Origin of the sequence: Streptomyces hiroshimensis, assembly GCF_014650335.1 — a bacterium.
Classification (GTDB): Bacteria; Actinomycetota; Actinomycetes; order Streptomycetales; family Streptomycetaceae; genus Streptomyces; species Streptomyces hiroshimensis.
Genome location: NZ_BMUT01000013.1, coordinates 1 through 21,262, shown reverse-complemented (window position 1 = coordinate 21,262; position 21,262 = coordinate 1). Strand labels below are relative to the sequence as shown.

The window sequence follows — 21,262 nt, the reverse complement described above, 5'->3', positions numbered from 1 at the left end:
GCCGGATACTGGCACACCGATCCGCAGAAACGGTGCGCCAGTAAGAAGTTAAGGGAGGCGAAACAACGATGAAGCGCCATTACGAGAAGCCGACACTCGTCGCCGCGGGAACGTTCCGGAAGGTGACCGGCAAGGGCAACGCGACTCAGGGCGACTGGGCATCGTCGCGTTCGAAGGCATCGTCCTAGAAGGCGTGACCGAGACCGCCCCATTCGGCGCACCCGGGGCGGAGGGGCGGGATGAATGAAGTCCCGCTACGCCGGGCGGGCGGTGGGCCGGCGGCGCTGCCGCTCCCCGGTCAAGAGGAATGGGCGACGCAGCGCGCTCCTATAACGCCCATACGTGCAGTGCCACCCGTGAGCAGTATTCGAGTGGGGGTTGACATCCTGTGCGCACTCCGCCGAGCCCGCCTTGGTTCGTCGCCTTTCCGGACACACCCGACGCGGCCCCCGTCGTGAATGCGCTACGACCGCCGGCGGTCCATGTTCTGCGTCATGCATCAGGCCGTGTGTGGATTCTGGGTGACTGGCCCGAGGAGGAATTGGCAACTGGCGCAGCGGGGGGAGTGCGACTCGCGGTACTGGGCCGGCACGGCGCCGGGAACGGACGACTCCACCGGCACGCACGGGATATCCGCACGATCGCCGATGTGGACTCCGTCGCAAGAACCGTCGACGGCAGTGCGCACGTGATGGCCTCGGTGTGCGGTCACGTACGGATCCAGGGAACGGTGACGGGACTGCGTCGCGTCTTCTCCGCGCGCCTGCGGCATTGCACCGTGGCCGGCGACCGCCCCGACGTGCTCGCGCACCTGGCGGACGCGGACCTCGACGACGAGGTCCTGGCCTGCCACTTGCTCGCTCCGCCGATGCCCAGCCTGGTCATGAGCCGCTCACTGTGGCGGGGCGTCCACGGCCTGCCCACCAGGGACTGTCTCCTGCTCGACACGAAGGGGCGCGCCGAGACCCGGCGGTGGTGGCGGCCCCCGCCACCGGAGCTGCCCCTGTCGCAGGGCGCCGGGCCCTTCGGCGAGGCGCTGAACCGCGCCGTGGGCGTACGGGCCGCCGCGGCCCGCAACGTCAGCAGCGACCTCGGCGGCTTCGACTCCACGACCTTGTGCTGCCTGGCCGCTCGCCACGGCCCCGTGGTGGCCTGCACCGGCGGGGCCGACGACCCGGCCGCCGACGACCTGCCCTGGGCCCGCCGCACCGCCGCCACCGTCCCCGGCATCACCCACCTGGAGCTGCCCCTCGACCAGCTGCCCGACGCCTATGCGGGTGCGCTGGACTCCGACGAGCCGCCGGACGCCCCGTGCCCGACCCACGTCGACCGTGCCCGCTTCGCGGCGATCTGGCAGGCCGTCGCCCGGGAACACGAACCGGGCGTCCACTTCACCGGCTGCGGCGGCGACGAGATCGCCGGCGGCACCGAGAACCACGTGTACGACATGCTCCGCGCACCGCGCTCCAGCTGGCGGACCCTCCGGGGTTTCAAGGCCGAAGCGCGCTGGTCACTGCGCTCGATGCTGGCCATGCGGCGCGACAGGCGGCCGTACGGGCGCTGGCTGGCCGAGGAACTGGGCGGCGGCCTGCATCTGCCGGGGACACCCGACGCCCTGCCCCAGCCCTGGGGGTACCCGGTGCGCATGCCCCCCTGGGCCACCCCGGACGCCATCGACTTCGTGCGTGCCGCGCTCCGCCGGCTCGCCGAGGAGAACGACCCGTGGTCCCGCTACCGCGGACAGCACTGCGACCTGGACATGATGTTCGCGACCGCGCAGGAAGTGCGGCACCACATGCGCATCGCAGGACGCCTGGGCTTCGCCCTCGCCGCCCCCTATTACGACGACCGCGTGGTCGAGGCCGGGCTGGCCGTCCGGGCAGAGGAGCGGGTCACGCTCTGGACGTACAAACCCCTCCTCCCCGCCGCCGTGAAGGGCCTCGTCCCCGACAGCGTCTTCGCCAGGACCACCAAGGCCGAGGGCAGCCACGCCCAGTACACCGGCTGGCTCGCCCACCGGGAGCGGCTGCTCGCACTCTGCGAGGACTCCCGGCTGGCCGCACGCGGGCTGATCGACGCCCGACGGCTGCGCGAGGCGCTCGGCCGGCCCCTCTCCGCCTTCGCCGACAGCCACATCTTCGAGCCGACCATCGCCTGCGAGACATGGCTGCGCACGACACCCGGAACCACGGAACGCCGCCCCTGACCACCGGCACCTCCCCACCGGCAGGAAACACGGAGGCAAGCTGTGAGCATCCCCAGGGCCCTCCCTCACGACCCTTCGTCCGTACCACCGCGCCGAAGGGTCACCGTCCACCTGGCCGTCGCCGCCGCGCGCCTGCTGGCACTGCTGCCCCCTCGCCGCATCCGGACGGCACTCACCTGGCTGCGCCGGGGTGCGCGCCCCGCCACCTACCGCGAGGCCGGAGAGGCGCGACAGGCGGTCGTCGCCACCAGCCTGGCGGCCGCAGGCGCCCGCAGTTGCGTGGTCCGCTCGCTGGCCGTCGTCCTGCTGTGCCGCGGCCGCGGCCACTGGGCCACCTGGTGCGTCGGCCCCCGCGCCCTTCCCCCCTTCTCGGCCCACGCCTGGGTCGAGGCGCAAGGGAAACCGGTCGGAGAGCCCTACCCTCCCGGGTACTTCCTCCACCTCATCACCGTCGGGCCCGGGGGCACCGCGTGACGGCACACCGTGAACCCATGCACCGTGAGCCCATACACCGTGAAGCCATCACCAAAGTGGCGGAGCGCGAGCGATGAGCGCCCGCAGGATGCTGGCCCTGACGCGGGAACACCGTGGCTCGATCGCCCTCTCGGCCGGACTGTCCCTCGCCGGATCGGCCCTCGTCCTGGCACAGCCGCTGGTGGTCCGGCAAGTGATCGACGCAGCCCACGCCCACGCCGTGCAATGGACCACGGTCGGGGGCCTGGCCGGCCTGTTCGCCGGGCAGGCACTCCTGCGGACGGTGACCGGCTACACCCTCGGCCGCACCGGCGAAGCCGTCGTCTTCGGCATCCGCGCCGCGCTGATCGGACACCTGCTGCGACTCCCCGTCCCCGTCTACCGGCGACACCGCGTCGGCGACCTCATCTCCCGCGCCGGGGCCGACACCTCCGCCCTCCACACCGCGGTCGTCGCGGGCTGCTCCGACGCCGTCACCGGAAGCCTCGGCCTGGTCGGCACGGTGGTGCTGATGGCCTGGCTGGACACGTCCCTCTTCCTGGTGGTCATGTGCGTGACCGCGGTCAGCGCGGCAGTGGTGCTGCCCGTGCTGCCCCGGCTGCGCAAGGCATCGGGGGAGGGGCAGCGCGCACTCGGCGCGATGGCCTCCGACCTCGAGCGCGCGCTGAGCGCCATCCGTACCGTACGGGCGAGCCGGGCCGAATCGCGGGAGACCGACCGCATCGTCGGACAGGCACGGCTGGCCCGCGAGGCGGGCCTGCGCATGATCAGACTCCAGGCGGTGGTGGTCCCGGTCAGTGAACTCGCAGTCCAGGCGGCCCTCCTGGCCACCGTCATCGTCGGTGGCATACGGGTCGCCGACGGCACGGCGTCGATCGCCGAACTCGTGGCCTTCCTGCTCTACTTGAGCTATCTGACCGTGCCCGTCGTCGCGCTGCTCAACGCCGCCACCACACTGCAGCAAGCGGCAGGCGCCACGGCCCGGCTCGCCGAAGTCCTCGGACTGCCCACCGAGACCTCACCGAACGCGCCGGTTCCCCTTCCCGCGAGCACCGCCGGACGGCGGCCGCCACCACCCGCCACGACGGGCGTAACGCCTGTCATGGGCACAACGCCCACGACAGGCACAGCGGTCCCCACGGCCGCCACCACCCTGGAATTCCACGACGTCTGGTTCGGTTACGACCCGCAGCGGCCCGTGCTGCGCGGCGCCTCGTTCCACCTTCCCCGCCAGGGTCCGTCCGCCCTCCTGGGCCACTCGGGCGCCGGCAAGTCCACCGTCGTCGACCTCATCGAACGCTTCCACGACCCCGACCGGGGCCGGATCCTCCTCCACGGCACCGACATCCGCCACGTACCGCTGGCGGAGCACCGCTCCCGCATCGGCCTGGTGGAACAGGAGTGCCCGATCCTCTACGGCACCCTCAGGGACAACCTCGCCTATGCGGCACCCCGCACGGACGACGAGCACCTCCTGCGCGTCCTGCAGGAAACCGGCCTCGGCGCGTTCGTCCGCGGCCTGCCCGAGGGACTGGACACCCCGATCGGCGAGCACGGCTGCACCCTCTCCGGCGGCGAGCGTCAGCGCATCGCCATCGCCCGCGCCCTCCTGTCCCGGCCCTCCCTCATCCTGCTGGACGAACCGACCGCGCACCTCGACGCCGCCGGCGAGGCGGCACTCCTGCGCACCGTCCACCGGATCTCCCGGCACTGCGCCCTCCTGGTGATCGCCCATCGGCGCTCCACGGTCCAGGGCATCGGACGGCGACTCGTCCTCAAGGACGGCACAGTCTCGACGCACACGGGAGGCCATTGACGGCTGGGGACTCAAGTCCAACGCCCTTGTTCGACAGGAACAGGAAGGTGACGAGGCATGGAACACCCGGCAGGCTCTGATCCGGTGCGGCTGGCCGAGACAGCGCCGACGGTGCTGATGCAGCCGATGACCCTGTGCAATCTGGACTGCCGCTACTGCTATCTGCCGGAGCGGGCCCTGGCGAAACGCATGCGGTTGGAGGTGGCCGACGCGGTCCACGACACCGTCCGCCAGTGGTCACGCCGGCATCCGGTCGCCGTCGTATGGCACGGCGGCGAACCACTGGCCACCGGGCTCTCCCACTTCCGCGCGCTGCTGGAACGGTTCGGGCCCGGTGAGGACCATCCCATCGTCCACGCCGTACAGACCAACGCCACACTCATCGATCAGGCGTGGTGCGAACTCTTCGCCTCCCGGCCTGTGTACGTGAGCGTGAGCATCGACGGCCCCGGCCCGGCCAACGCCGCCCGCGTCGACCACGCCGGCCGGGCGAGCACGGACAAGGCATTGCGCGGTATCGAGCGACTGCGGCAGCACGGGCTGCGCTTCAGCCTCATCTCCGTGGTGACGGATCCGAGCCCGCAGGCCGCGGCCGACCTGTACGGATTCGCCTGCGAACTGGGCTGTGACCTGCTCGGCGTCAACCTTGCCGAACGCAAGGGCGTGAACGAGGCCTCTGGGCACGAGACGGGCCCCTCGGTGATCGCGTTCTGGCAGGAACTGGCCGCTCGCTGGCAGGCCGACCCCCGCATCCGCGTCCGCGAGCTCGAAGACGCCTACAGCTACGTCCGCGCCGAACTGACCGGCACCGCTGCCCGGCGTGCCGCCCTCCCGATCCCTCTCCTGCCCATGGTCACCTTCGACGGCGAGGTCGTCCCCGTCAGCCCGGACCTGGCCGGGTTCTCCTCGCCGCGCCACGGGCCCTTCACGGTCGGCAACGTCCTCCACACACCACTGGCCGGGCTCATGGCCGAAGCCGGCGGCGTCCCATGGGTCGCCGAGACGCTCGACGGCATCGCCAACTGCCGTGCCGTGTGCGAGTACTTCGCCTACTGCCGTGGCGGCCAGGCATCCAACAAGTACTTCGAGACCGGATGCCTGGATGCCACTGAAACCGCATATTGCCGCACCAGCAGGATCAACCTCATGGAAGGGATTCTTCGTCATGCAGAACACGCTCACTCCTGAGACGCCCGCCTACCGCCCCGCCCCGCTCACCGAGCGGATCGAAACCCACCGCGAGGCCCTGACCGTCCCCGCCGAGCAGGTCCGCGAGCGCGTGGGTATCGCCAGCCTGGACATCTTCTGTCACTTCCTGGGCATCTGCTGATCGCCCTGTGAGCAGACGGGCCGGATGCCCGGCTGCAGCACCGAAGCCGGCAGCGGGCGCGCCTCGCCGCTGCCGGCTTCCGCGCGATGACCGCGCGGTCACGGCCGCGCGACGCACCACGCCATGACGCTGAGAGGAAGTCCTCGCCGCTTCAGTGCGGCCGATCGCACTTGTCGAGATCGGTCTCCGCCGGCGGCTTTCCCTCCGGGGTCATGTAGGTGGCCCACAGCACCAGGGGATCGGATCCCTCGTTGCGCCCCTCGTGGACGTATCCCCTGCCTTCGGTGATGGAGTCGCCTGTACGGTACACATGGACGCCGCCGGGGTAGACGGGTGCGTAGTGCGTGAGCGTTCCGGACTTCACCACGCCGACCAGCTGGCCGTGGTGGCAGTGTTTTCCCGTGGTACCGCCCGGAGGGATGGTGATTTCACGGAAGAGGACCTGTAGGGGTCCGGAGACCGACACCTTCACCGGACCGGTCTGTGTTCCCTGCGCCACCTCATTGATGACCGGTGCCGGACCGGCGGCATCCGAGGGGAGGCAGAACCCGGCCGTTGCCACCAATGCCCCTGCAGCGGCCGCTGTTCGCAGCCCACGAGAGAGTCCCACGGCTCAACCCCACTTCACTTCAGTGCTGTGACGTTCCCGATTCTGGCAAGGAGTGAGGACGCGTGTGAGCGATTCCGCCCCGGGCCGGTTGTGAGCCCGCTTCCGGGCGGTAGGCACGTACCTCCGGCGTCCGCGAAGACCGGAAGCGGGGGACCGTGGCCACCCGCTTTCGGCGCCCTCGGGGAGCGCGAAGCAGCCGTACAGGGGAGAGTGGAGGTAGGCCGTCGCCGCGGAACCGTGCGGGAGGAGGCTGCCTCACTATGTCCGATGACGTGATGGGTGACGAGGTCTACCAGCCTGCCCGGTCCGACCGCCGGGACAACCCTGGCGACCTGGACCTGGAGAATGCGCTCGACGGCGATCTCTACGACCAGATGCTGGATGCGGGCTACTCGCCCCCGGAGAGGCCGCTCGGCGTGGGGCACCACGGCACGACGGCCCGCGAGCAACGCGAGCGCGAAAGCCTGGATCAGCGGCTTGCCGAGGAGGTCCCCGACATCACGGTGCCGGACGGGGACGGCATCGGCGATCTGCCCGGTGGAGAGGGCGAGCCCATCGACGAGGAGGCCGGCGCCGAGCGCGCCGGGCGCCTGACCGCCACCATCGACGCCATGCCCCCTCGGCGCAACGACGTCTACGCCCGGGACGTGGGAATCGACGGCGGGGCGGCCTCCGCGGAGGAGGCGGCGATGCACATCGTGCCTGATGAGCCCGTGACCTGACCGGGGCCGGCCCGTCGGCAGGCGTTCGCCGCCACCTGCACCTGCGCCTACACCTGCCTGCCTGCCCGGCGATGCGTCGGCGACGCGGCAATGGCAGAGCTGGAGCTGCTGTATGGAGTATGACGCTCGGACGTGTATGCGCTTGCGCCATGAGTCTTCACATGCCGTGACCCCCCATATCCGGCGGCCACCCGCCGTGACCAAGCTGCTGGATCACCGGTATGGGCATACGATGGACAAAGATGTCCGGGGCGCCATGGGGGCCTCATTTGGTTGCGATTTCAGCCATGTGAGGGTGCACTCCGATCAGGAAGCCGCGGCGTCGGCACATGCCGTTCAGGCCCATGCGTACACGTACGGTACGGATATCGTCTTCGGCGCGGGCCGATATGCGCCGAGCACGCCGGGCGGGCGCAGGCTGCTCGCACACGAGCTGGGCCACGTCGTAGAGCAAACCTGTGGGCGGGCCGGGGCCGCACCGGTGGTCCAGGCCGAAAACGACCGGCAGGCGCTGATGGGCCGTCTGCAGACGGTACGTGCGCGTCTGGCGCAGCTTCGTGCACTGGAACGGATGTCCACGGAGAGATTCGTCGATTCGGCCGAACGTGCCCGGCAGCGTGATGCGGTTGCCCGCGGTATGGAACGGGACCGGTCGACGTCGCGTTCGGAGCGCGCGGCCCCCGAGTTGTGGGGCGGTACGGTCGCGGGGCGCAGAATGCGCCGCGCGGCGACGGTGGCTCGAAGCGGCGACACGGTGACGTTGACCGTCAACATCCAGATCGCTTATGCGGGCATGGCGGATCAGGATGCCCAGAAGCGCGCGAAGAATGACATCCCGCGGATCGAGTCCGCGATCAGTGACGCGTGGCAGGTGGATATCACGCGCGGCGAATATGCCGGCATGAAGTTCCGTCTGCTGCCTCGGCTGACGTACCTGCGCAACGATTTGCCGAACCCCACGGAGTCGTTCGTGATCCGGGTGCGCACGCCGGACAGTGAACCGTCGAGCGGTACTGCGGTCACCGGCGTGATCAGCCTCGCGCCGGCCCATCTCGAAGGTTCGAGGGTCACTGTAGTAGCCCATGAACTCGCTCACTTGTTCGGATTTGTGGACACCTACCTTGAGGCGACCGCAACCAGTTCGGCCGGCAAGAAGGTGGAGCAGTTCACCGTAGGCCGGTCCGACACGGCGAACCGGCCCGATCTGCTCGGCATGATCGACCCCGACTTCCTGCAGCGCAAGCTCCGAAAGGGCGCCGTAAGCAAGCAGGACGTCGAGCGTCAGACCCGCCCGGCTCATGTCTGGGAAGAGGATGCGAGCATCGTCCTTCGAGTCTTCGGCGTCGCGCCGCCGAAACCGCAACGGCCGGCACCGGACAGCGAGGATTTCGACCCGGCGCAGGAGCTCGATCGCGAACGTCGGGAAGGCGAATCGCGTCTCGCCCCGATCAGGGAGGGGCGCCGCCGGGCCGAGGAATCGATGCAGTGGTTGAGCGCTGTGGAGGAGATCATGCAACTGGAACGCGAGGAAGGTGACCTGGTCAGGCGGCTCGGCGCCACACCCTGACGGCCGGGCCGGGCCCAGCCAGGGCGTGTGTGGTGTCCGCCGTGCGGTGCCGTCACCTCAGGGCGATCTCGGCGACCTTGGACCGGACGTAGGCGCGGGCCGTGACCGGAGAGTGGGCCACTCGGCCGATGGGGGCGGGGAGCGACTCGACGACGGTGTGCGGATCGCAGTCGAAGAAGTAGACCAGAGACAGCAGGTCCTCGGACCGGGCGTCGGCGGGCGGGGCCAGCACACGGTGGCGGCCGGAGCGCCAGCGGTCGCCGGTCCAGCGGGCCATCAGGTCACCGATGTTGACGGTGAGCGCCTCGGGGTCGTAAGGGGCGTCCTGCCAGCCGCTGTCCTCCGTGTGGATCTGCAGGCCACCCTTTCCGGGCTGCCGGTCGAGGACGGTGATGGTGCCGAAGTCGGTGTGCGGACCGACACGGAACTGGCCCGGCCGCGGCGCTCCCGTGGTGTTGATGGCGGGATACCAGTTGAGGGTCAGGGTCCAGTCGGGGCGGGTGGTGTGGCGGGTGAAGAAGTCGAGTGTCCGGCGCAGGGCCGCCGCCAGAAGTTCCAGCAGTTCGTCGGCGAGCGCTCGCATGGACCGTACGTACTGCGTAAGGAGGGGGCGAAGGGCCGGGGGCCGGGACGGCCAGGAGTCCGGGAGCATTTCGGGCTCGGGGCGCCCGGCCGTGGCGTCGTACGGGCCAGGGGCCGCCGACCAGGTTTCCACCAGGTCGGGTGGTGTCATCACGCCTTCCGCCCGGCCGGTGGCCACCGCTCCCGGACCGCTCCAGCCGTACTGGCCGGTCTTCGCCAGGAACGGCAGCTTGGCGTCGGCCGGCTGATGGAAGAAGGTGCGGGCCGCGGTACGGATTGCGGCGGGCAGGTCCGGGTGGACGCCATGACCGGTGACGAGCAGGAAGCCCGCCCGTTCGAGCGCCTGGTCGACGGTCACGGCGAGACGGTCGCGGTCCTGGCGGTCACCGGTCCGCCACAGTGAGAGGTCGATCGTGGGAATGGTGGAAGTGCTCATGCTGCTCTTCTCCTCCTTGTCCTTCCGCGTCCGGGGAGGTGGAGCGGTCCGGCCATGGTTGTTCGAGGAGCGGGCGCCACCCCAGCCATCCGCCGGGAATCGGGAGGAACAGGCGCCTCTGGCCGACGAGACGGGAGAATCCGGCGAGCGGGGCAGGCAGGGCACGCAGGCAGCTGCGGGCGCAGCCGGCACCGGTCGCCTATTCTCGGACCTTGCCGCGGAGAGCCACGAGACGGCGCGAACACACGGGAGGCCAAGGGGTGGTGGGGGGACCGGGCACCTTCGACGCTCTGGAACTGGGGCTGTTACAAGCCCTCCAGCTCGACGGACGGGCGGCCCTGAGCCGCATCGCGCGTCGGCTGGGCGCCTCGGAACGCACGGTGGGCCGCCGCTACAGCCGACTGCGCACGCTGGGCCTGCGCGTCGTCGGCCAGCCCGTCCCGGCGCGGCTGGGGATGACCCGTTGGCTGCTGCGCATCCACTGCGCTCCCGACTCCGTGGGCTCCGTCGCCCAAGCCCTGGCCCGCCGGCCCGACACCAGCTGGATCTCGCTGGCCTCCGGTGGCACCGAGCTGTACTGCGCCCTCACCACCTCCACGCCGCACGAGCGGGACGCCCTGCTCCTGGAGAAGCTACCCCGCACCCCGAGCGTGGTGGGCGTCGGCGCCCACTGCCTGCTACGCCTCTTCACCGGTATCACCAGCACGTGGTACGCCAGCGGGATCCCGTTCGGCCCGGCCCAAAGGGACGAGGACGGTGTCCCGGTGCCGGCCTCGGAGCGCCCCGGACATCCCGGGCCCTTGACCTTGGATGCCACCGACCGCGCTCTCCTCACCGAGCTGGCCAGGGACGGCCGGGCCGGCCTGCCCGAGCTCGCGACCGCCACCGGTCGCTCGCCCTCCAGCGTCCAACGCCACCTCGAACGCCTCAGGACCCAGGGCGCACTGGGCTTCTCCGTGGACTTCTCACCCCGGCACCTGGGCTACGACCTGATGACCCACCTCTGGCTGCGGGTGGCTCCCGGCGAAGTCTCCGCCGCCGGCCGCGCCCTGGCCACCCACCCCGAAACAGCCTTCGCGGCCGCCACCACCGGTCCGCACAACCTCGTGGCCACCGGAGTCTTCCGCGGTGCCCACGACCTCCACCACTACCTCGACCACCGCATAGGCTCGCTCCCCGGCATCCAGGCCGTCGAGACGGCCCCCATCCTCCGCGAGGTCAAACGGCTCACCGCCGGCACTTGACCGGTACCTGCCCGGAAGACCGGCAGTGCGGCGCCGATGCCGTGCAGCACACCTTTGATGTTGGTGTCGACCATCTGGTCCCACTCCTCGACGCGCAGATCGTCGAGGGGCGAGATGGTTCCGGATCCGGCATTGCTGACCAGCACGTCGAGCCGGCCGAATCACTCCTTGGCCAGAGTGACCAGAGCATCCAGGTCGTTCCGTCGGGTCACGTCGGTACATCGCCAGGCTGCGAACACTGGCCTCCCACCACCACGGCGACGCCCGCTATGACGCGCTGCTCGACGAGCTGAAGGCGGGCAGCCCGGAGCGAGCGCAACCCCCATCCCAGCGCACACGTCACATCACGCATGGAACGTGAATGGCTCTTCTCCCTCATCCCCTTGACGATCGGGGTGGTATTTCTCGGTTTCGGCGTGTACGGCCTCCGCCGCGCCCGCGCGCTCCGCCGCACAGGTGTCACCGCCAAGGCCCGGATCGTCCGCCACGAGGTCAGGAGGGACGACGACGGCGCCACGTACAAGCATCCGGTCGCGGCCTGGACGGCCCAGGACGGGCGCACGTGCGAGTACTCATCCAGGTTCGGCCGCGGAGCGGTCGGAAACAACTTCGGCGTGGGGGCGTACGTCATGGTCCGGTACGACCCGCAAGCCCCGCACCGGTTTGAGATCGAGGGCTGGGACATGAAGGCGATCGACCTGCTGTTCACCGTGCTGGGGTCGATATTCACAGCGGGCACGATGACGGTGGTGCTCGTCCGGCTGCTCACCCTCTGACTGCTGTCGGCTGTCGGCTGTCTTACGCGACATCGCGTCTTGTGCATGGGCGACGAGGCGCGGGGTAGGTGCGCCGCCGAGGGACCTAGAAGCCGCTTCGAGGGGCCTCCCTTCCGCTCCTCCGATGGCCCACTGTCACCAACCGGTCATGGACATGTCTTGGAACCGTTTCAGGGCCCTTTTCAAGATCATTCCGCTGGTAGGTTCCCGTCTCGCCGGGTCCAAGATCATCGGCACTCGGTCTGACCATCATCGAGGAGTAATAAGTGAGTTCTGCAATTCGGGGGAAGAGCGCGGGCAAGCGTGGCGCTGTCGTGGCGGGCCTGCTGTTCGCCGCCACGCTCGGCGGCGCGGCTCTGGCGGCGCCGGCGTACGCCGACGACGTCTACGGCCACTGCACGGGCGAGGGCGTCCGCATCCGCGCCGCCGCGAGCACGTCCAGCTCGGTCGTCGGCCTCTGCTACAGCGACCACCGCCTGGCGCACCGTGACGTCTCGGGCGACGGTCAGTGGGACAAGGTCTACGACGTGAACACCGGCGTGTCCGGCTGGATCTCGCACGGTTACTGGAGCTGGTAAACGGCGGCCGGGGGTCGCGGGGGGTCCCTACCCCGCGGCCCCCGGGCCTTTCTCTGACCGGGCGGCGTTATCCCGTCCCCTCGTCTTTTCCTCGTCCTTTCCTCCGGCCCTTCAGATGAAGTCGGTGGCAGGCTCGGTCGCGTAACGGCTCATCACTTGGATGTTCGCCTGGGGGGTCAATGCCCGGCCGCCGGCGATCATGTCCTGCAGGTCTCGGAAGTACTGCACGTACAGGTCCGGAGTGAAAGTGCTGAGCATGACGGCCGGTTCGTCGGTCATGTTGGCGAAGGTGTGCGGGGCTCCGGGCGGGACCACCACGAGCGTGCCCGCGCTCGCGTCGTAGCACTTCTCCCCGACCGTGAACCGCACCGTGCCGGAGATGATGTAGAAGCCCTCGTCATGCTGGGCGTGGCGGTGTTGCGGCGGCCCGGGCGTGTGCGGCGCGAGGACGGATTCGGTGAACCCGAGGCGGTGCCCGGTGTTGCTGCCGTCTTCAAGAACGCGCATGCGCGTGGTGCCCAGGAGGATCGTCTCACCGTCGCCCGGACCGACCACCGACACGGCGGGATCGGCGATCGGCTCACTGGCTTTCAGCTCGTCAGTCATGCGTCGATTCCACTGCCGGGGCACTTCGACTGTCCAAGACCCGTTCCCTGACATCGATACCGTACGGGTATCGTTGCACTATGGAGCTGCGCACGCTGCGCTATTTCGTCGCGGTCGCCGAGGAACTCCACTTCGGCCGGGCCGCCGCCAGGCTGCACATGAGTCAGCCGCCACTGAGCCGGGCGATCAAGCGCTTGGAGACGGAGGCCGGCGCGGCGCTGTTCGAGCGATCGTCCGCCGGTGTCACGCTGACTCCGGTGGGGGCGGTGCTGCTTGACGAAGCGCGCGCCTTGCTCGACCAGGCCGACCGGGTACGCGTCCGCGTGGCCGCGGCGGCCGGAACGGCAGCCATCAGCGTCGGCGTCCTGGGGGACAGCACCGATCCGGCCGTAACCCGGCTGGCCGTCACCTACCACCGGCGGCACCCACGCATTGAAGTCCGCATCCGCGAGACCGACCTGACCGATCCCACCTGCGGGCTGCGCGCCGGCCTGGTCGACATCGCCCTGACCCGCGGACCGTTCGACGAGACCGGCCTGACCGTTCACGAGCTGCGAGCCGACCCGGTGGGGGCCCTGCTGCGCGCCGACGATCCGCTGGCCCGCCACGACCATCTGAAGCCGGCCGACCTGGCCGACCGCCACTGGTTCACCTTCCCGGAGGGAACCGACCCCATCTGGCAGTCCTACTGGAACGGCGGGGAACCCCGCGAGGGGCAGGTGGTGCGCTCCGTCCAGGAATGCCGACAAGCCGTTCTGTGGAACGGGACGGTCGGCATGACACCCCTGGCCCACCAGCCGGCACCGGGGCTCACCGTGGTGCCACTGATCGACATGCCGCCGAGCCGTGTGGTGGCGGCATGGAAAGAGGGCGACACGAATCCGCTGATCCGCTCGTTCGTCCAGATCGCAATCGCCGCCTACCGGGACTGAGCGCCTGGTCGGCGGTAGGACGGCACGAACAGCTCAGCAGCCGGACCGTGGCATGCAGCCCCCGGTCGAACACCTCGGAGGCCTCCTGCGCATCAGCCCGATCACCCACGCCTCCGAAATTCGCCGTGGAACGGTGGCCGTGTTGCGCTACATGCTCGTGGTCACAGCTCGGGCAACTGGTCCTCGGGTGTGGGGGACTTTCGCTCCTCCAGCCAGTAGAGGTAGATCCGCAGGTCGGTTGCCAGGCCGCTGGCGATGTAGGACTCGAAGCTGCGGACGGCAGTGGCTACGTTCTGGCCTGTTGCGGCATCGCTCTCATCCCATTGGCTCCGCTGGTCGGACAAGTACTGCACGACCTGGCCGCGGTTACGCCACCACTCCCGGACCGTTTCCGGTGTCCATCGGGAGTCACCGTCACAGCCGTACCCGAGGAACGGGTCGTTGTGTGCTGCCTCGACCAGCCGGGCGGTGTCCGCGGGAGTTCTGGGCTGGCGATAGACATACTCGGTGAGGTACTTGCCTCCGTAGAGAACGTGACCGGGTGCTGAAAGCCGTCCGGTCCAGCACGTGTCGGTCTCCCCGCCGTAGAAGGGCCCGGGGATGTTGAGCCACAGCCGGTCTTCCCAACGGCCTCGGAAGGCCTCACGGTCTTTGCCGAGGATGGTCAGGGGATCGAAGTAAAGCGTCACCTGCCGAGGTTAGGGCATTCGTCCGGAATGAGCGACCGGCCATCGACTGGGCCTGGAGGTGGGCCGGAGGCGGTTCAGTCCGGAAGGCGTGAATGCGAGTTCTCGAATTCTCACCTGCTCTGGAAGGGCACCGGCATCCTCACCGATGAGGCGGGGGCGGGGGAGGACCGGGGAGTTCTGGCCGGCCAGGAGGAGGCCGACGGCGTCCTGCACGAGCTCAAGGGACGCCCGGGCATCACCGAGCTCGGCGAGAGCGGCCCGCACTCACCTCGCCCGTTCGGCTCCTTCCGCTACTTCATCACCGGGGACGACCCGGAGGACCCGTGGGGACTGTGGCGCCTCGACGCAGACGGCCGGTGGCAGCACTTCTCGGCCCTGGAGTGGGGCTGGTTCCCCGGATTCTGGGGCGACGACTTCACCGTCGGGGGACGGCGGCGGCCACCCCGGGTCGGTGCTGCCTTCAGGCGGCTACGTACGGGCGCCGCCCGTCGGCTTGCGCCGGACCGGCACGATCCGGAGTCCGTCGGCCTCGGCTCCGGACCCGGCAGGGATGACCGCCGGTCCCGATGGCTAGGGTGCAGCGCATGCGATCTCTGATCACTTCTCTCCACGAAGACGATGACACTGCCGATTTCCTGGCCTGGCCCGGCGACTTCGACCCCGGCCGCGGCGACCATGTCGAGGAGGTCCACCTCGAGTCGGGCGCGACGTTGGAGGGTTTCGCAGGAGATGGTGCCGGAGGCACGTACTTCTTCTGCGGCGACGGCGGCGAGGAACGCCCGATCCTCTACGCAGACTCCGAGGGCGGCGCGGCTTTGGTCGCGATCGGGCTGACGGAGCTCCTGCAGCTCCTGCTGGTCGCGCCCTGGTGGCGTGACAGCCGGGCGTTCACTGCAGCGGAGAGCGCCGAGCTGGCCGCCGACTACCTGGAGGACATGCCCGACCTGCCGGCTCGGCGGGACCGTGCGGCCGCTGCGCTCAACCTTGCCCTTCCCACCGAGGCCGATGTCCTGGCCCGCCTCCGCGAGGTCGCCACCGAGGCAGGCAAGGACTTCGTCCTGATCTTCACGCCGGAGAATGAGCCTTACAACCTGCTCATCAAAGCCTGAGCTGAGCGTCATGCACGACGGGTGCATCTTCCTGCCGGAACTCTGCACGGCCTGGCTCACGCCCCGGCCACCGGAGACGGCGCCCGCCCTTGAACGGCGACGAGCGCCTCCACGCACGCCCTGTCTACGTCTCGGCGTCTCGGCGACTCGGTGTCTCGGTGTCTTGGCGACCAAGTCTGCAAGGCACAGCGGCACTGTCAGTGGCGGCTGGCATCATCGGCTGTCAGCCGGAAGATCAAGGAAGGGCAGCAGCCGTGCACGAAGTGACGCCTCATGCGGTCAGCGAACAGCAGATCGTCCAAGCGATGGAGGATATCTACATGCGGACATTCCACCGCTACCAGGGGCTCCGCTACGACGGTCTGTCCCTGAAGGGCCTTCAGGCGATGCAGGACGAACTCCTCGACTACGTCGCCGCCTGTGCTCTCACGGACCCTGCGCTAGACGAGCTGTCGCGCACGGCGCTGCTGACTGCGGCGGAGTGCTCCCTGGGGATCACGGATGTCAGCTGTTTCCCCAACGGTGACCAGGAGATCCGCCTCCCGCTCATCGACGAGAGGCTCAGCAGCGAGGAGGTCACCTTCGGCGACGACGTCGTCGAGGAGGCGCCCACAGCCCGCACATGGTGGAACACCTTCGCGATATGCCTGGTCAGCGGCCTGATCTGGGACTGGCAGCGAGTGACTGGACTGGTCCTGCGGGAGGACTTCGCACCCGCGATCCGCGACGGGGTGCCGTACTCGAAGCTGACGTCGACGTCGGATCGGCGGACCTCGCTGCGATGGACGCGCTGTGCGGCTACCTCACCCAGGCGCGCGGGCACCTTCCTCGGGACTGGCCGACCGTGCCCCTTCGCCGGCCGGACGCCGACGAGCGCGCCGTGGCGGCCCGCAAGCTGGATGCGGTCGGCCCCCTGACACCGGACCAGCGCCTTCTTCGTGTACTCCTCGACGACGATCAGCACGCCTTCGAGCAGGCCCTCATCGCCCGGCTCACCGAGCACCGGGAGAGCCTGGGATCCGATCCCGCCCCCAGGACTCTGCTGCCGCTCGGCATCCTGGCCGTGGCCGCCCTTGCGGTCCAAGCACACGGGTGGGAGCTGGACGTCCGGTCCGGCTACCTGCCGCACGGCCTCCTGGGTTCCCCGCGGGCGCTGCGGGAAGCGGCGGACGCCGGCGAGAACGGCCTGGGTGGCTGGGCCGCCAAGTAGCCGGTCCGGACGCAGTGCTCGAAGGCCTCGGTGGTGGCCGGGGCCGATGCGCCGGCCCCGGCCGTCCTGCTGGTGTCCCGCGACCTGCTCCGGAGGCCCGGTCGCTCCGGAGGCCGCCACCGGGCGCCGGCGCGGCCACTCCGGCAGCCGTGCCGCGGGCCTGTCAGCTGCTTGTGTAGACGTCCTCGACGTAGCGGCCCTCGGCGACCGCGGCCCGCCACCACTCCTGTGCAGCGGCAGCGTCGCCGCCCGTATGCCGTGCATGGAGCCGCTGGAAGGCGTCCCGCACGCCGGGGGCCATCCGGCTGCCGTCGCCGCAGACGTACACCTTCGCTCCGGCCTGCAGCAGCCGCCACACCTCCGCACCCTCCGCTTCGAGGCGATGCTGGACGAACATCCGTCCCTCCTCGGGCGCCTTGGAGAAGACGGGACGCATGGAGACTGCTCCGGCTTCTTCGGCGGCCTCCAGTTCGGCGCGGTGGAGGTAGTCCACGTCCGGGTGGTCGCAGCCGAAGTAGCACAGTGCGGGCGCGAGCGGCGTGCCCTGGCGGGCCAGTGCCAGGCGGTCGGCGACGGCACCCCGGAATGGGGCCAGGCCCGTACCGGCGGCGACCATGATGACGGGGGTCTGCGCGTCGTGGCGGATGCGGAAGGCGTCCCGGCACGGCTGGACGCGCGCGTACACGGTGTCGCCGCTCCGCACACGGTGCAGATACGACGAGCCGGTGCCTTCGAAGATGCCGCTGCCGGAGCGTGCGGGGGCGCGGAGCTGCGAGACCATCAGATCCGCGTGACCCGGGCCGGTGGCGGGGGAGGAGGAGATGGAGTAGTGGCGGGTACGCATCGGGGGCAGCAGGTCGAGCAGCAGCGGCCAGCCGATTCGGCCGCGCAGCGCCGGGTATCGCTCGGCGAGGTCGAGTAGCCGGTAGCGGGGGGCTCGGGCGCCTGAAGGCTGCTCAGGGCCGGTGGCCGTGGCCAGCTGCCGCAGGGCCGCCTGCTCGGGCGGGCAGGGATTGAGGCCGGCGAGCCGGGCGACCTGCTCGGTGGTGAGCGGGTGCTGCAGTTCCACGTGGTGGGTGAGCAGCTCGCGGACGGTGACCGGGCGATCCAGGTGCAGACCGGAACGGCTGGAAGGGCTGGTAGGGCTGGAAGGGCCGATGCGCCGGGCGCGGATGCTGAGCACCGCGTCGGAGGCGAGGCCGAGAGCGGTGATGGCGCGTTCGACCAGGGCGGGGTCGTTTGCGGGCATGACGGCCAGGTGGTCGGCGGTACGGTAGGCGACGCCCTCGGGCAGCGCGAGGCGCACGAACTTCTTGGACCGGCCGAGGGGGTGGGCCGGGTCGGCGAGGTCCCCCGTCGCGGTCACGGCCATCGGGACCAGGCCGTGGCGGGAGGCCTGCGCGTCCAGGGGATCGCCGGTGATCTCGGCGGCGTCGTAGACATGGACGTCGTAGGCGTGCCCGGGCGAGGCCTCGCGGGAGTTCTCGGGCCCCACGTGGGAATCCTCGGGCCCCATGACGGCGGCGCCCGGGTCTCCGTACGCCGCGAGCAGGACGCGGCGCAGTGCGGCGGTGAAGCGCGCGAACGATCCGGCGAGGTCGCCCGAGGCGTCGGCTGCGTGCCGTTCCAGGAGCCTGGTCGCACCGAGTCCGGCCAGGCGGTCGTCGATGGCGGTGGGCACGTGCTGATAGGTGGCTGCCCAGTTGCGGTCGCCGACGCCAAGAACGGCGTAGGGCACGGCGTCTGCGGCCCCGGGTTCCGCGTCGGCCAGCCAGGAGGTGAAGGCTCTGGCGTCGTCGGTCGGCTGTCCGTTGTAGGAGGCTGCCACGATGACGAGGGGAGCGTCTGCGGGCAGGGCTCCCACGATCTTGTCGAGGGGTACGGCCTCCGTGGCGAAGCCGAGGTCGCCGAATGTGCCGGCGAGGTCCTCCGCGAACTCGCGGCAGGTGCCGAAGTTGGAGCCGTACGCGACGGTCAGCGCGGTGCCCGCCGCGGCCCTGGAGGGCAGGGCGCCGGCCTCCGGCTGCTCCTCGGCCCGGTCCGTGCGCACGGCGCCGCCGGCGAGCCCGCCGAGGGCTTCGCGGACCCGGTCCCGGTCCTCGGCGGTGCGGTGCGCCAGGGCCAGGGTGAAGCCGTCGGGCTTGAGGGTGAGGGTCTCCTTGACGTCGAGGGCGTAGCCGGTGTGGTCGAGGAAGCGGTAGCGGTGGATGAGCAGGGCCAGCAGCATGGTGGCCTCGTGCATGGCGAACTGCCGCCCGATGCAGGCGCGTTCCCCGGTGCCGAAGGGCTTGTACGCGTTCGCGGGACGGGCGGCCTCGGCGGCGGGCGCGAAGCGGTCCGGGTCGAACTCCTCCACGTTGTCGCCCCACACCGGGTCGCGGTGCAGCATCGGGGTGAGCACGGTCAGCCGCCGCCCGGCCGGGACCGGGTACCTGCCGCCGATGACGGTGTCGGCCACGGGCGCGCGCTCGAAGGCCGCTGCGGTCGGCCAGAGCCGCAGGGTCTCGCTGAGGACCTGCCGTACGTAGCGCAGCCGGCCGATGTCCTCGAACGCCGGCTGCGGATCCGCATCGTCGCCCCACAGCGCGTCGACCTCGGCCTGCGCCAGACGCAGGGCGACCGGGTTCTTCATCAAGTGGTAGAGGGCGAACGAGAGGGTGCCGGACGTGGTCTCGTGGCCCGCGATCAGGAAAGTGATGACCTGGTTGCGGACGTTGGCCTCGTCGAGGGGTTCGCCGTCGCCGTGGTGAGGTGAGTTCAGCATCAGCCCCAGCAGGTCGTCGGCGGCGCCGCTCTCCCCGGCGGCCCGCCGCCCGGCTATCACCTCGTCGACGACCTGAGCGAGATAGGCCGTGTCCGCACGGAAGGCCCGGTCCTCCTCCGTGGTGTCCTCGCCCGGGGTCCTCCCCAGAGCGGCCTGGCTGTGGCTGAGTGCCCGTACGAGCGCCTGTACGAAGGGATGAGGCTCGGCGCGGTCGAAGGACTGGAAGTCGTAGCCGAAGCCCGCGAGGCCGATGGTGTCGAGCGTCATCCGGGTCATGTCCGCCGACACGTCCACGGGCTTGTCCTGGGCGAGATACGCGTCCCAGGCGGTGATCATCCGCCGCGCGGCTTTGAGCATGACCGGGTGGTACGTGCGCATCGAGCCCATGGCGAAGGCAGGCAACAGGATGTCGTGCGCCTTGGCCCAGTTGGGCTCGTCGTTGTATGCAGTGAACAGGCCGTCGGCTGCGACCTCGCGGACGTTCTCCAGCGCGGGACCGATCACCTTGGCGAACCGTGTCTCGTCCGAGAGCTCGTCGACGAGTTCGTACGAGGAGATCAGCACCGTCTCGCGGCTGTGGAATCGGCGCCGGAAGGCGGGGCCGAACTCGCGGGCGAAGGCCATGGCCTGTTGGACGGGCCTGTCGGTCAGACCCGTATCCGACACGTCGACGACGGGCAGGTCACGCATGGGCTCCATTGGATCCATGGGCTCTCTCCTCTGGCGGTGATAGTCCGGCCTCCGGTGGGCGATGGTCCCGACCGGTGCGTCCACGATTCCGCCGCACGCGGGCCGGCCGGCCGCCGGAACTACGATTTCTTGTAGCGTCTTGGTCGTGCTGTGGCGTGTGCGCTGCGGCCCAACTGTGCTAGGCGGCGCGTCTGCCGGTGGTCCGGCAAGGGCGATGGACGAGCAGGGAACTGACGGCAACTGACAGCAGAGGAGCGCATGACCGTGACCGTGACCGTGACCGCGTACGACCCGGAGTCGGACCCGGCGGTGTGGCGCACCCGATTCCTCAACCTGCTCGACCGCACGCCGGTCCCGACCGCGGTCAGCACCGCCGACGGCGTGATCACCGGTGCGAACCCGGCCCTGGCGGCACTGTGGAACCTCACCCCGGGCCGCCTGACGGGCCGCCACCTGCTCGACCTGTTCACCCCCGCCGAACCCCGCAGGCTGAGCAAGTTCGAGAGCGCCATGCGCGGGGGACGACGCTCGCGGTACCCCTTCCGCGTCCGCTGGACCGCTGCCGGATCGTCCTACGAGGGGGAACTGACCGTCGAGCCGGTGAGCGACCCGGCGGGCGAGCCCCCGCCGCTGCTGGCCATCCTCCGCGCGGACGAGCCGCGCCCCGCCGCGGACGGCCGGGAACAGGCCGCCGGCCCGGTCGCGATCACCGCGCTGGAGTCCCGCATCCTCGCCCTGGTCGCCGAGGGCCGCACCACGGCCGTGGTCGCCCGCACCGTCGCGCTCAGCGACGACGGAGTCAACTACCACCTCGCCCGTCTGTGCCGCCGCCTGGACGCCTCCAACCGCACCGCTCTAGGCACTGTTTCTCGGATCTCCTGACCTGAGTGGGGTGTTGGGGTCAGGCTGGCTGTATGGGCC

The 21,262-nt window shown here is 70.3% G+C and carries 22 protein-coding genes and 1 pseudogene; 17 read left to right on the top strand and 6 right to left on the bottom strand.

The window, feature by feature from the left end; all coding sequences use genetic code 11:
• Positions 1-68 precede the first annotated feature (68 nt).
• The 6 genes from IE241_RS35025 to IE241_RS26640 all read left to right on the top strand — a co-directional run bounded on the left by IE241_RS35025 (position 69) and on the right by IE241_RS26640 (position 5,826).
• Positions 69-188 (top strand): keywimysin-related RiPP, encoded by a 120-nt coding sequence (locus tag IE241_RS35025; protein WP_190024391.1) that lies wholly within the window; start codon positions 69-71, stop codon positions 186-188.
• Between the two features lie 461 nt (positions 189-649).
• Positions 650-2,206 carry an asparagine synthase-related protein gene (locus IE241_RS26660; protein WP_190024390.1) on the top strand — a complete coding sequence of 519 codons (1,557 nt, stop codon included), beginning with the start codon at positions 650-652 and terminating at the stop codon, positions 2,204-2,206.
• A gap of 42 nt (positions 2,207-2,248) precedes the next feature.
• Positions 2,249-2,680, top strand: a complete 432-nt coding sequence (locus IE241_RS26655; protein WP_190024389.1) for a lasso peptide biosynthesis B2 protein — start codon at positions 2,249-2,251, stop codon at positions 2,678-2,680.
• 73 nt (positions 2,681-2,753) lie between these two features.
• Positions 2,754-4,496: an ABC transporter ATP-binding protein gene (locus tag IE241_RS26650; RefSeq protein ID WP_190024388.1), complete on the top strand. Its 1,743-nt coding sequence runs from the start codon at positions 2,754-2,756 to the stop codon at positions 4,494-4,496.
• Between the two features lie 57 nt (positions 4,497-4,553).
• The gene (amcB, locus tag IE241_RS26645; RefSeq protein ID WP_190024387.1) at positions 4,554-5,684 is read left to right on the top strand and encodes a cyclophane-forming radical SAM peptide maturase AmcB; all 1,131 of its coding nucleotides are present in this window, start codon (positions 4,554-4,556) and stop codon (positions 5,682-5,684) included.
• The gene (locus IE241_RS26640) at positions 5,662-5,826 is read left to right on the top strand and encodes a hypothetical protein (protein ID WP_190024386.1); all 165 of its coding nucleotides are present in this window, start codon (positions 5,662-5,664) and stop codon (positions 5,824-5,826) included. The genes amcB and IE241_RS26640 overlap by 23 nt, the downstream gene beginning before the upstream one ends.
• Before the next feature lie 151 nt (positions 5,827-5,977).
• On the opposite strand, the gene IE241_RS34335 is transcribed toward IE241_RS26640, so the two are convergent.
• Positions 5,978-6,292 (bottom strand): cupin domain-containing protein, encoded by a 315-nt coding sequence (locus tag IE241_RS34335; protein ID WP_268254432.1) that lies wholly within the window; start codon positions 6,290-6,292, stop codon positions 5,978-5,980.
• Between the two features lie 404 nt (positions 6,293-6,696).
• Between IE241_RS34335 and IE241_RS26630 the strand changes: the two genes are divergently transcribed.
• Together IE241_RS26630 and IE241_RS26625 are read left to right on the top strand one after the other, a co-directional pair.
• On the top strand, positions 6,697-7,158 hold the full coding sequence (locus IE241_RS26630; RefSeq protein WP_190024384.1) for a DUF5709 domain-containing protein: 462 nt from the start codon (positions 6,697-6,699) through the stop codon (positions 7,156-7,158).
• 196 nt (positions 7,159-7,354) lie between these two features.
• Positions 7,355-8,725: an eCIS core domain-containing protein gene (locus tag IE241_RS26625; RefSeq protein ID WP_229899847.1), complete on the top strand. Its 1,371-nt coding sequence runs from the start codon at positions 7,355-7,357 to the stop codon at positions 8,723-8,725.
• 52 nt (positions 8,726-8,777) lie between these two features.
• Here IE241_RS26625 and IE241_RS26620 read toward each other — a convergent pair whose 3' ends face one another.
• The gene (locus IE241_RS26620; RefSeq protein ID WP_190024382.1) at positions 8,778-9,743 is read right to left on the bottom strand and encodes an isopenicillin N synthase family dioxygenase; all 966 of its coding nucleotides are present in this window, start codon (positions 9,741-9,743) and stop codon (positions 8,778-8,780) included.
• Between the two features lie 260 nt (positions 9,744-10,003).
• Here IE241_RS26620 and IE241_RS26615 point away from each other — a divergent pair, with 260 nt between their 5' ends.
• Complete coding sequence (locus IE241_RS26615; protein ID WP_229899845.1) at positions 10,004-10,987, top strand: Lrp/AsnC family transcriptional regulator; 984 nt, start codon at positions 10,004-10,006, stop codon at positions 10,985-10,987.
• On the opposite strand, the gene IE241_RS35140 is transcribed toward IE241_RS26615, so the two are convergent.
• Complete coding sequence (locus tag IE241_RS35140; RefSeq protein ID WP_506004938.1) at positions 10,891-11,133, bottom strand: SDR family oxidoreductase; 243 nt, start codon at positions 11,131-11,133, stop codon at positions 10,891-10,893. The genes IE241_RS26615 and IE241_RS35140 overlap by 97 nt on opposite strands.
• 74 nt (positions 11,134-11,207) lie before the next feature.
• Here IE241_RS35140 and IE241_RS34330 point away from each other — a divergent pair, with 74 nt between their 5' ends.
• The 3 genes from IE241_RS34330 to IE241_RS26600 all read left to right on the top strand — a co-directional run bounded on the left by IE241_RS34330 (position 11,208) and on the right by IE241_RS26600 (position 12,341).
• Entirely contained in the window at positions 11,208-11,348 is a 141-nt protein-coding gene (locus tag IE241_RS34330) for a hypothetical protein (protein WP_308433748.1), read from the top strand.
• A complete protein-coding gene (locus tag IE241_RS26605; protein ID WP_190024381.1) occupies positions 11,338-11,763 on the top strand; it encodes a DUF3592 domain-containing protein in 426 nt (141 codons plus the stop codon). The genes IE241_RS34330 and IE241_RS26605 overlap by 11 nt, the downstream gene beginning before the upstream one ends.
• A 266-nt stretch (positions 11,764-12,029) precedes the next feature.
• A complete protein-coding gene (locus IE241_RS26600; RefSeq protein WP_190024380.1) occupies positions 12,030-12,341 on the top strand; it encodes an SH3 domain-containing protein in 312 nt (103 codons plus the stop codon).
• A 111-nt stretch (positions 12,342-12,452) separates the two neighbouring features.
• Here IE241_RS26600 and IE241_RS26595 read toward each other — a convergent pair whose 3' ends face one another.
• Entirely contained in the window at positions 12,453-12,947 is a 495-nt protein-coding gene (locus IE241_RS26595; RefSeq protein ID WP_190024379.1) for a cupin domain-containing protein, read from the bottom strand.
• Between the two features lie 80 nt (positions 12,948-13,027).
• On the opposite strand from IE241_RS26595, the gene IE241_RS26590 reads away from it, so the two are divergent.
• Positions 13,028-13,879 (top strand): LysR family transcriptional regulator, encoded by an 852-nt coding sequence (locus tag IE241_RS26590; RefSeq protein ID WP_190024378.1) that lies wholly within the window; start codon positions 13,028-13,030, stop codon positions 13,877-13,879.
• Positions 13,880-14,040: 161 nt separating this feature from the next.
• Here the strand turns inward: IE241_RS26590 and IE241_RS26585 are convergent, their stop codons facing one another.
• Entirely contained in the window at positions 14,041-14,568 is a 528-nt protein-coding gene (locus IE241_RS26585; protein ID WP_190024377.1) for a ferredoxin, read from the bottom strand.
• Positions 14,569-14,595: 27 nt separating this feature from the next.
• On the opposite strand from IE241_RS26585, the gene IE241_RS26580 reads away from it, so the two are divergent.
• The 3 genes and pseudogenes from IE241_RS26580 (at position 14,596) to IE241_RS26570 (ending at position 16,887) form a co-directional block, all read left to right on the top strand.
• On the top strand, positions 14,596-15,165 hold the full coding sequence (locus IE241_RS26580; protein WP_190024376.1) for a hypothetical protein: 570 nt from the start codon (positions 14,596-14,598) through the stop codon (positions 15,163-15,165).
• Positions 15,153-15,677 carry a hypothetical protein gene (locus IE241_RS26575; RefSeq protein ID WP_190024375.1) on the top strand — a complete coding sequence of 175 codons (525 nt, stop codon included), beginning with the start codon at positions 15,153-15,155 and terminating at the stop codon, positions 15,675-15,677. The genes IE241_RS26580 and IE241_RS26575 overlap by 13 nt, the downstream gene beginning before the upstream one ends.
• Before the next feature lie 254 nt (positions 15,678-15,931).
• Positions 15,932-16,887 (top strand): annotated as a pseudogene (locus IE241_RS26570) (immunity 49 family protein).
• Between the two features lie 163 nt (positions 16,888-17,050).
• Here the strand turns inward: IE241_RS26570 and IE241_RS26565 are convergent.
• Positions 17,051-20,359: a cytochrome P450 gene (locus IE241_RS26565; RefSeq protein ID WP_190024374.1), complete on the bottom strand. Its 3,309-nt coding sequence runs from the start codon at positions 20,357-20,359 to the stop codon at positions 17,051-17,053.
• 240 nt (positions 20,360-20,599) lie between these two features.
• On the opposite strand from IE241_RS26565, the gene IE241_RS26560 reads away from it, so the two are divergent.
• A complete protein-coding gene (locus tag IE241_RS26560; RefSeq protein ID WP_190024373.1) occupies positions 20,600-21,223 on the top strand; it encodes a PAS domain-containing protein in 624 nt (207 codons plus the stop codon).
• Positions 21,224-21,262: the final 39 nt, after the last annotated feature.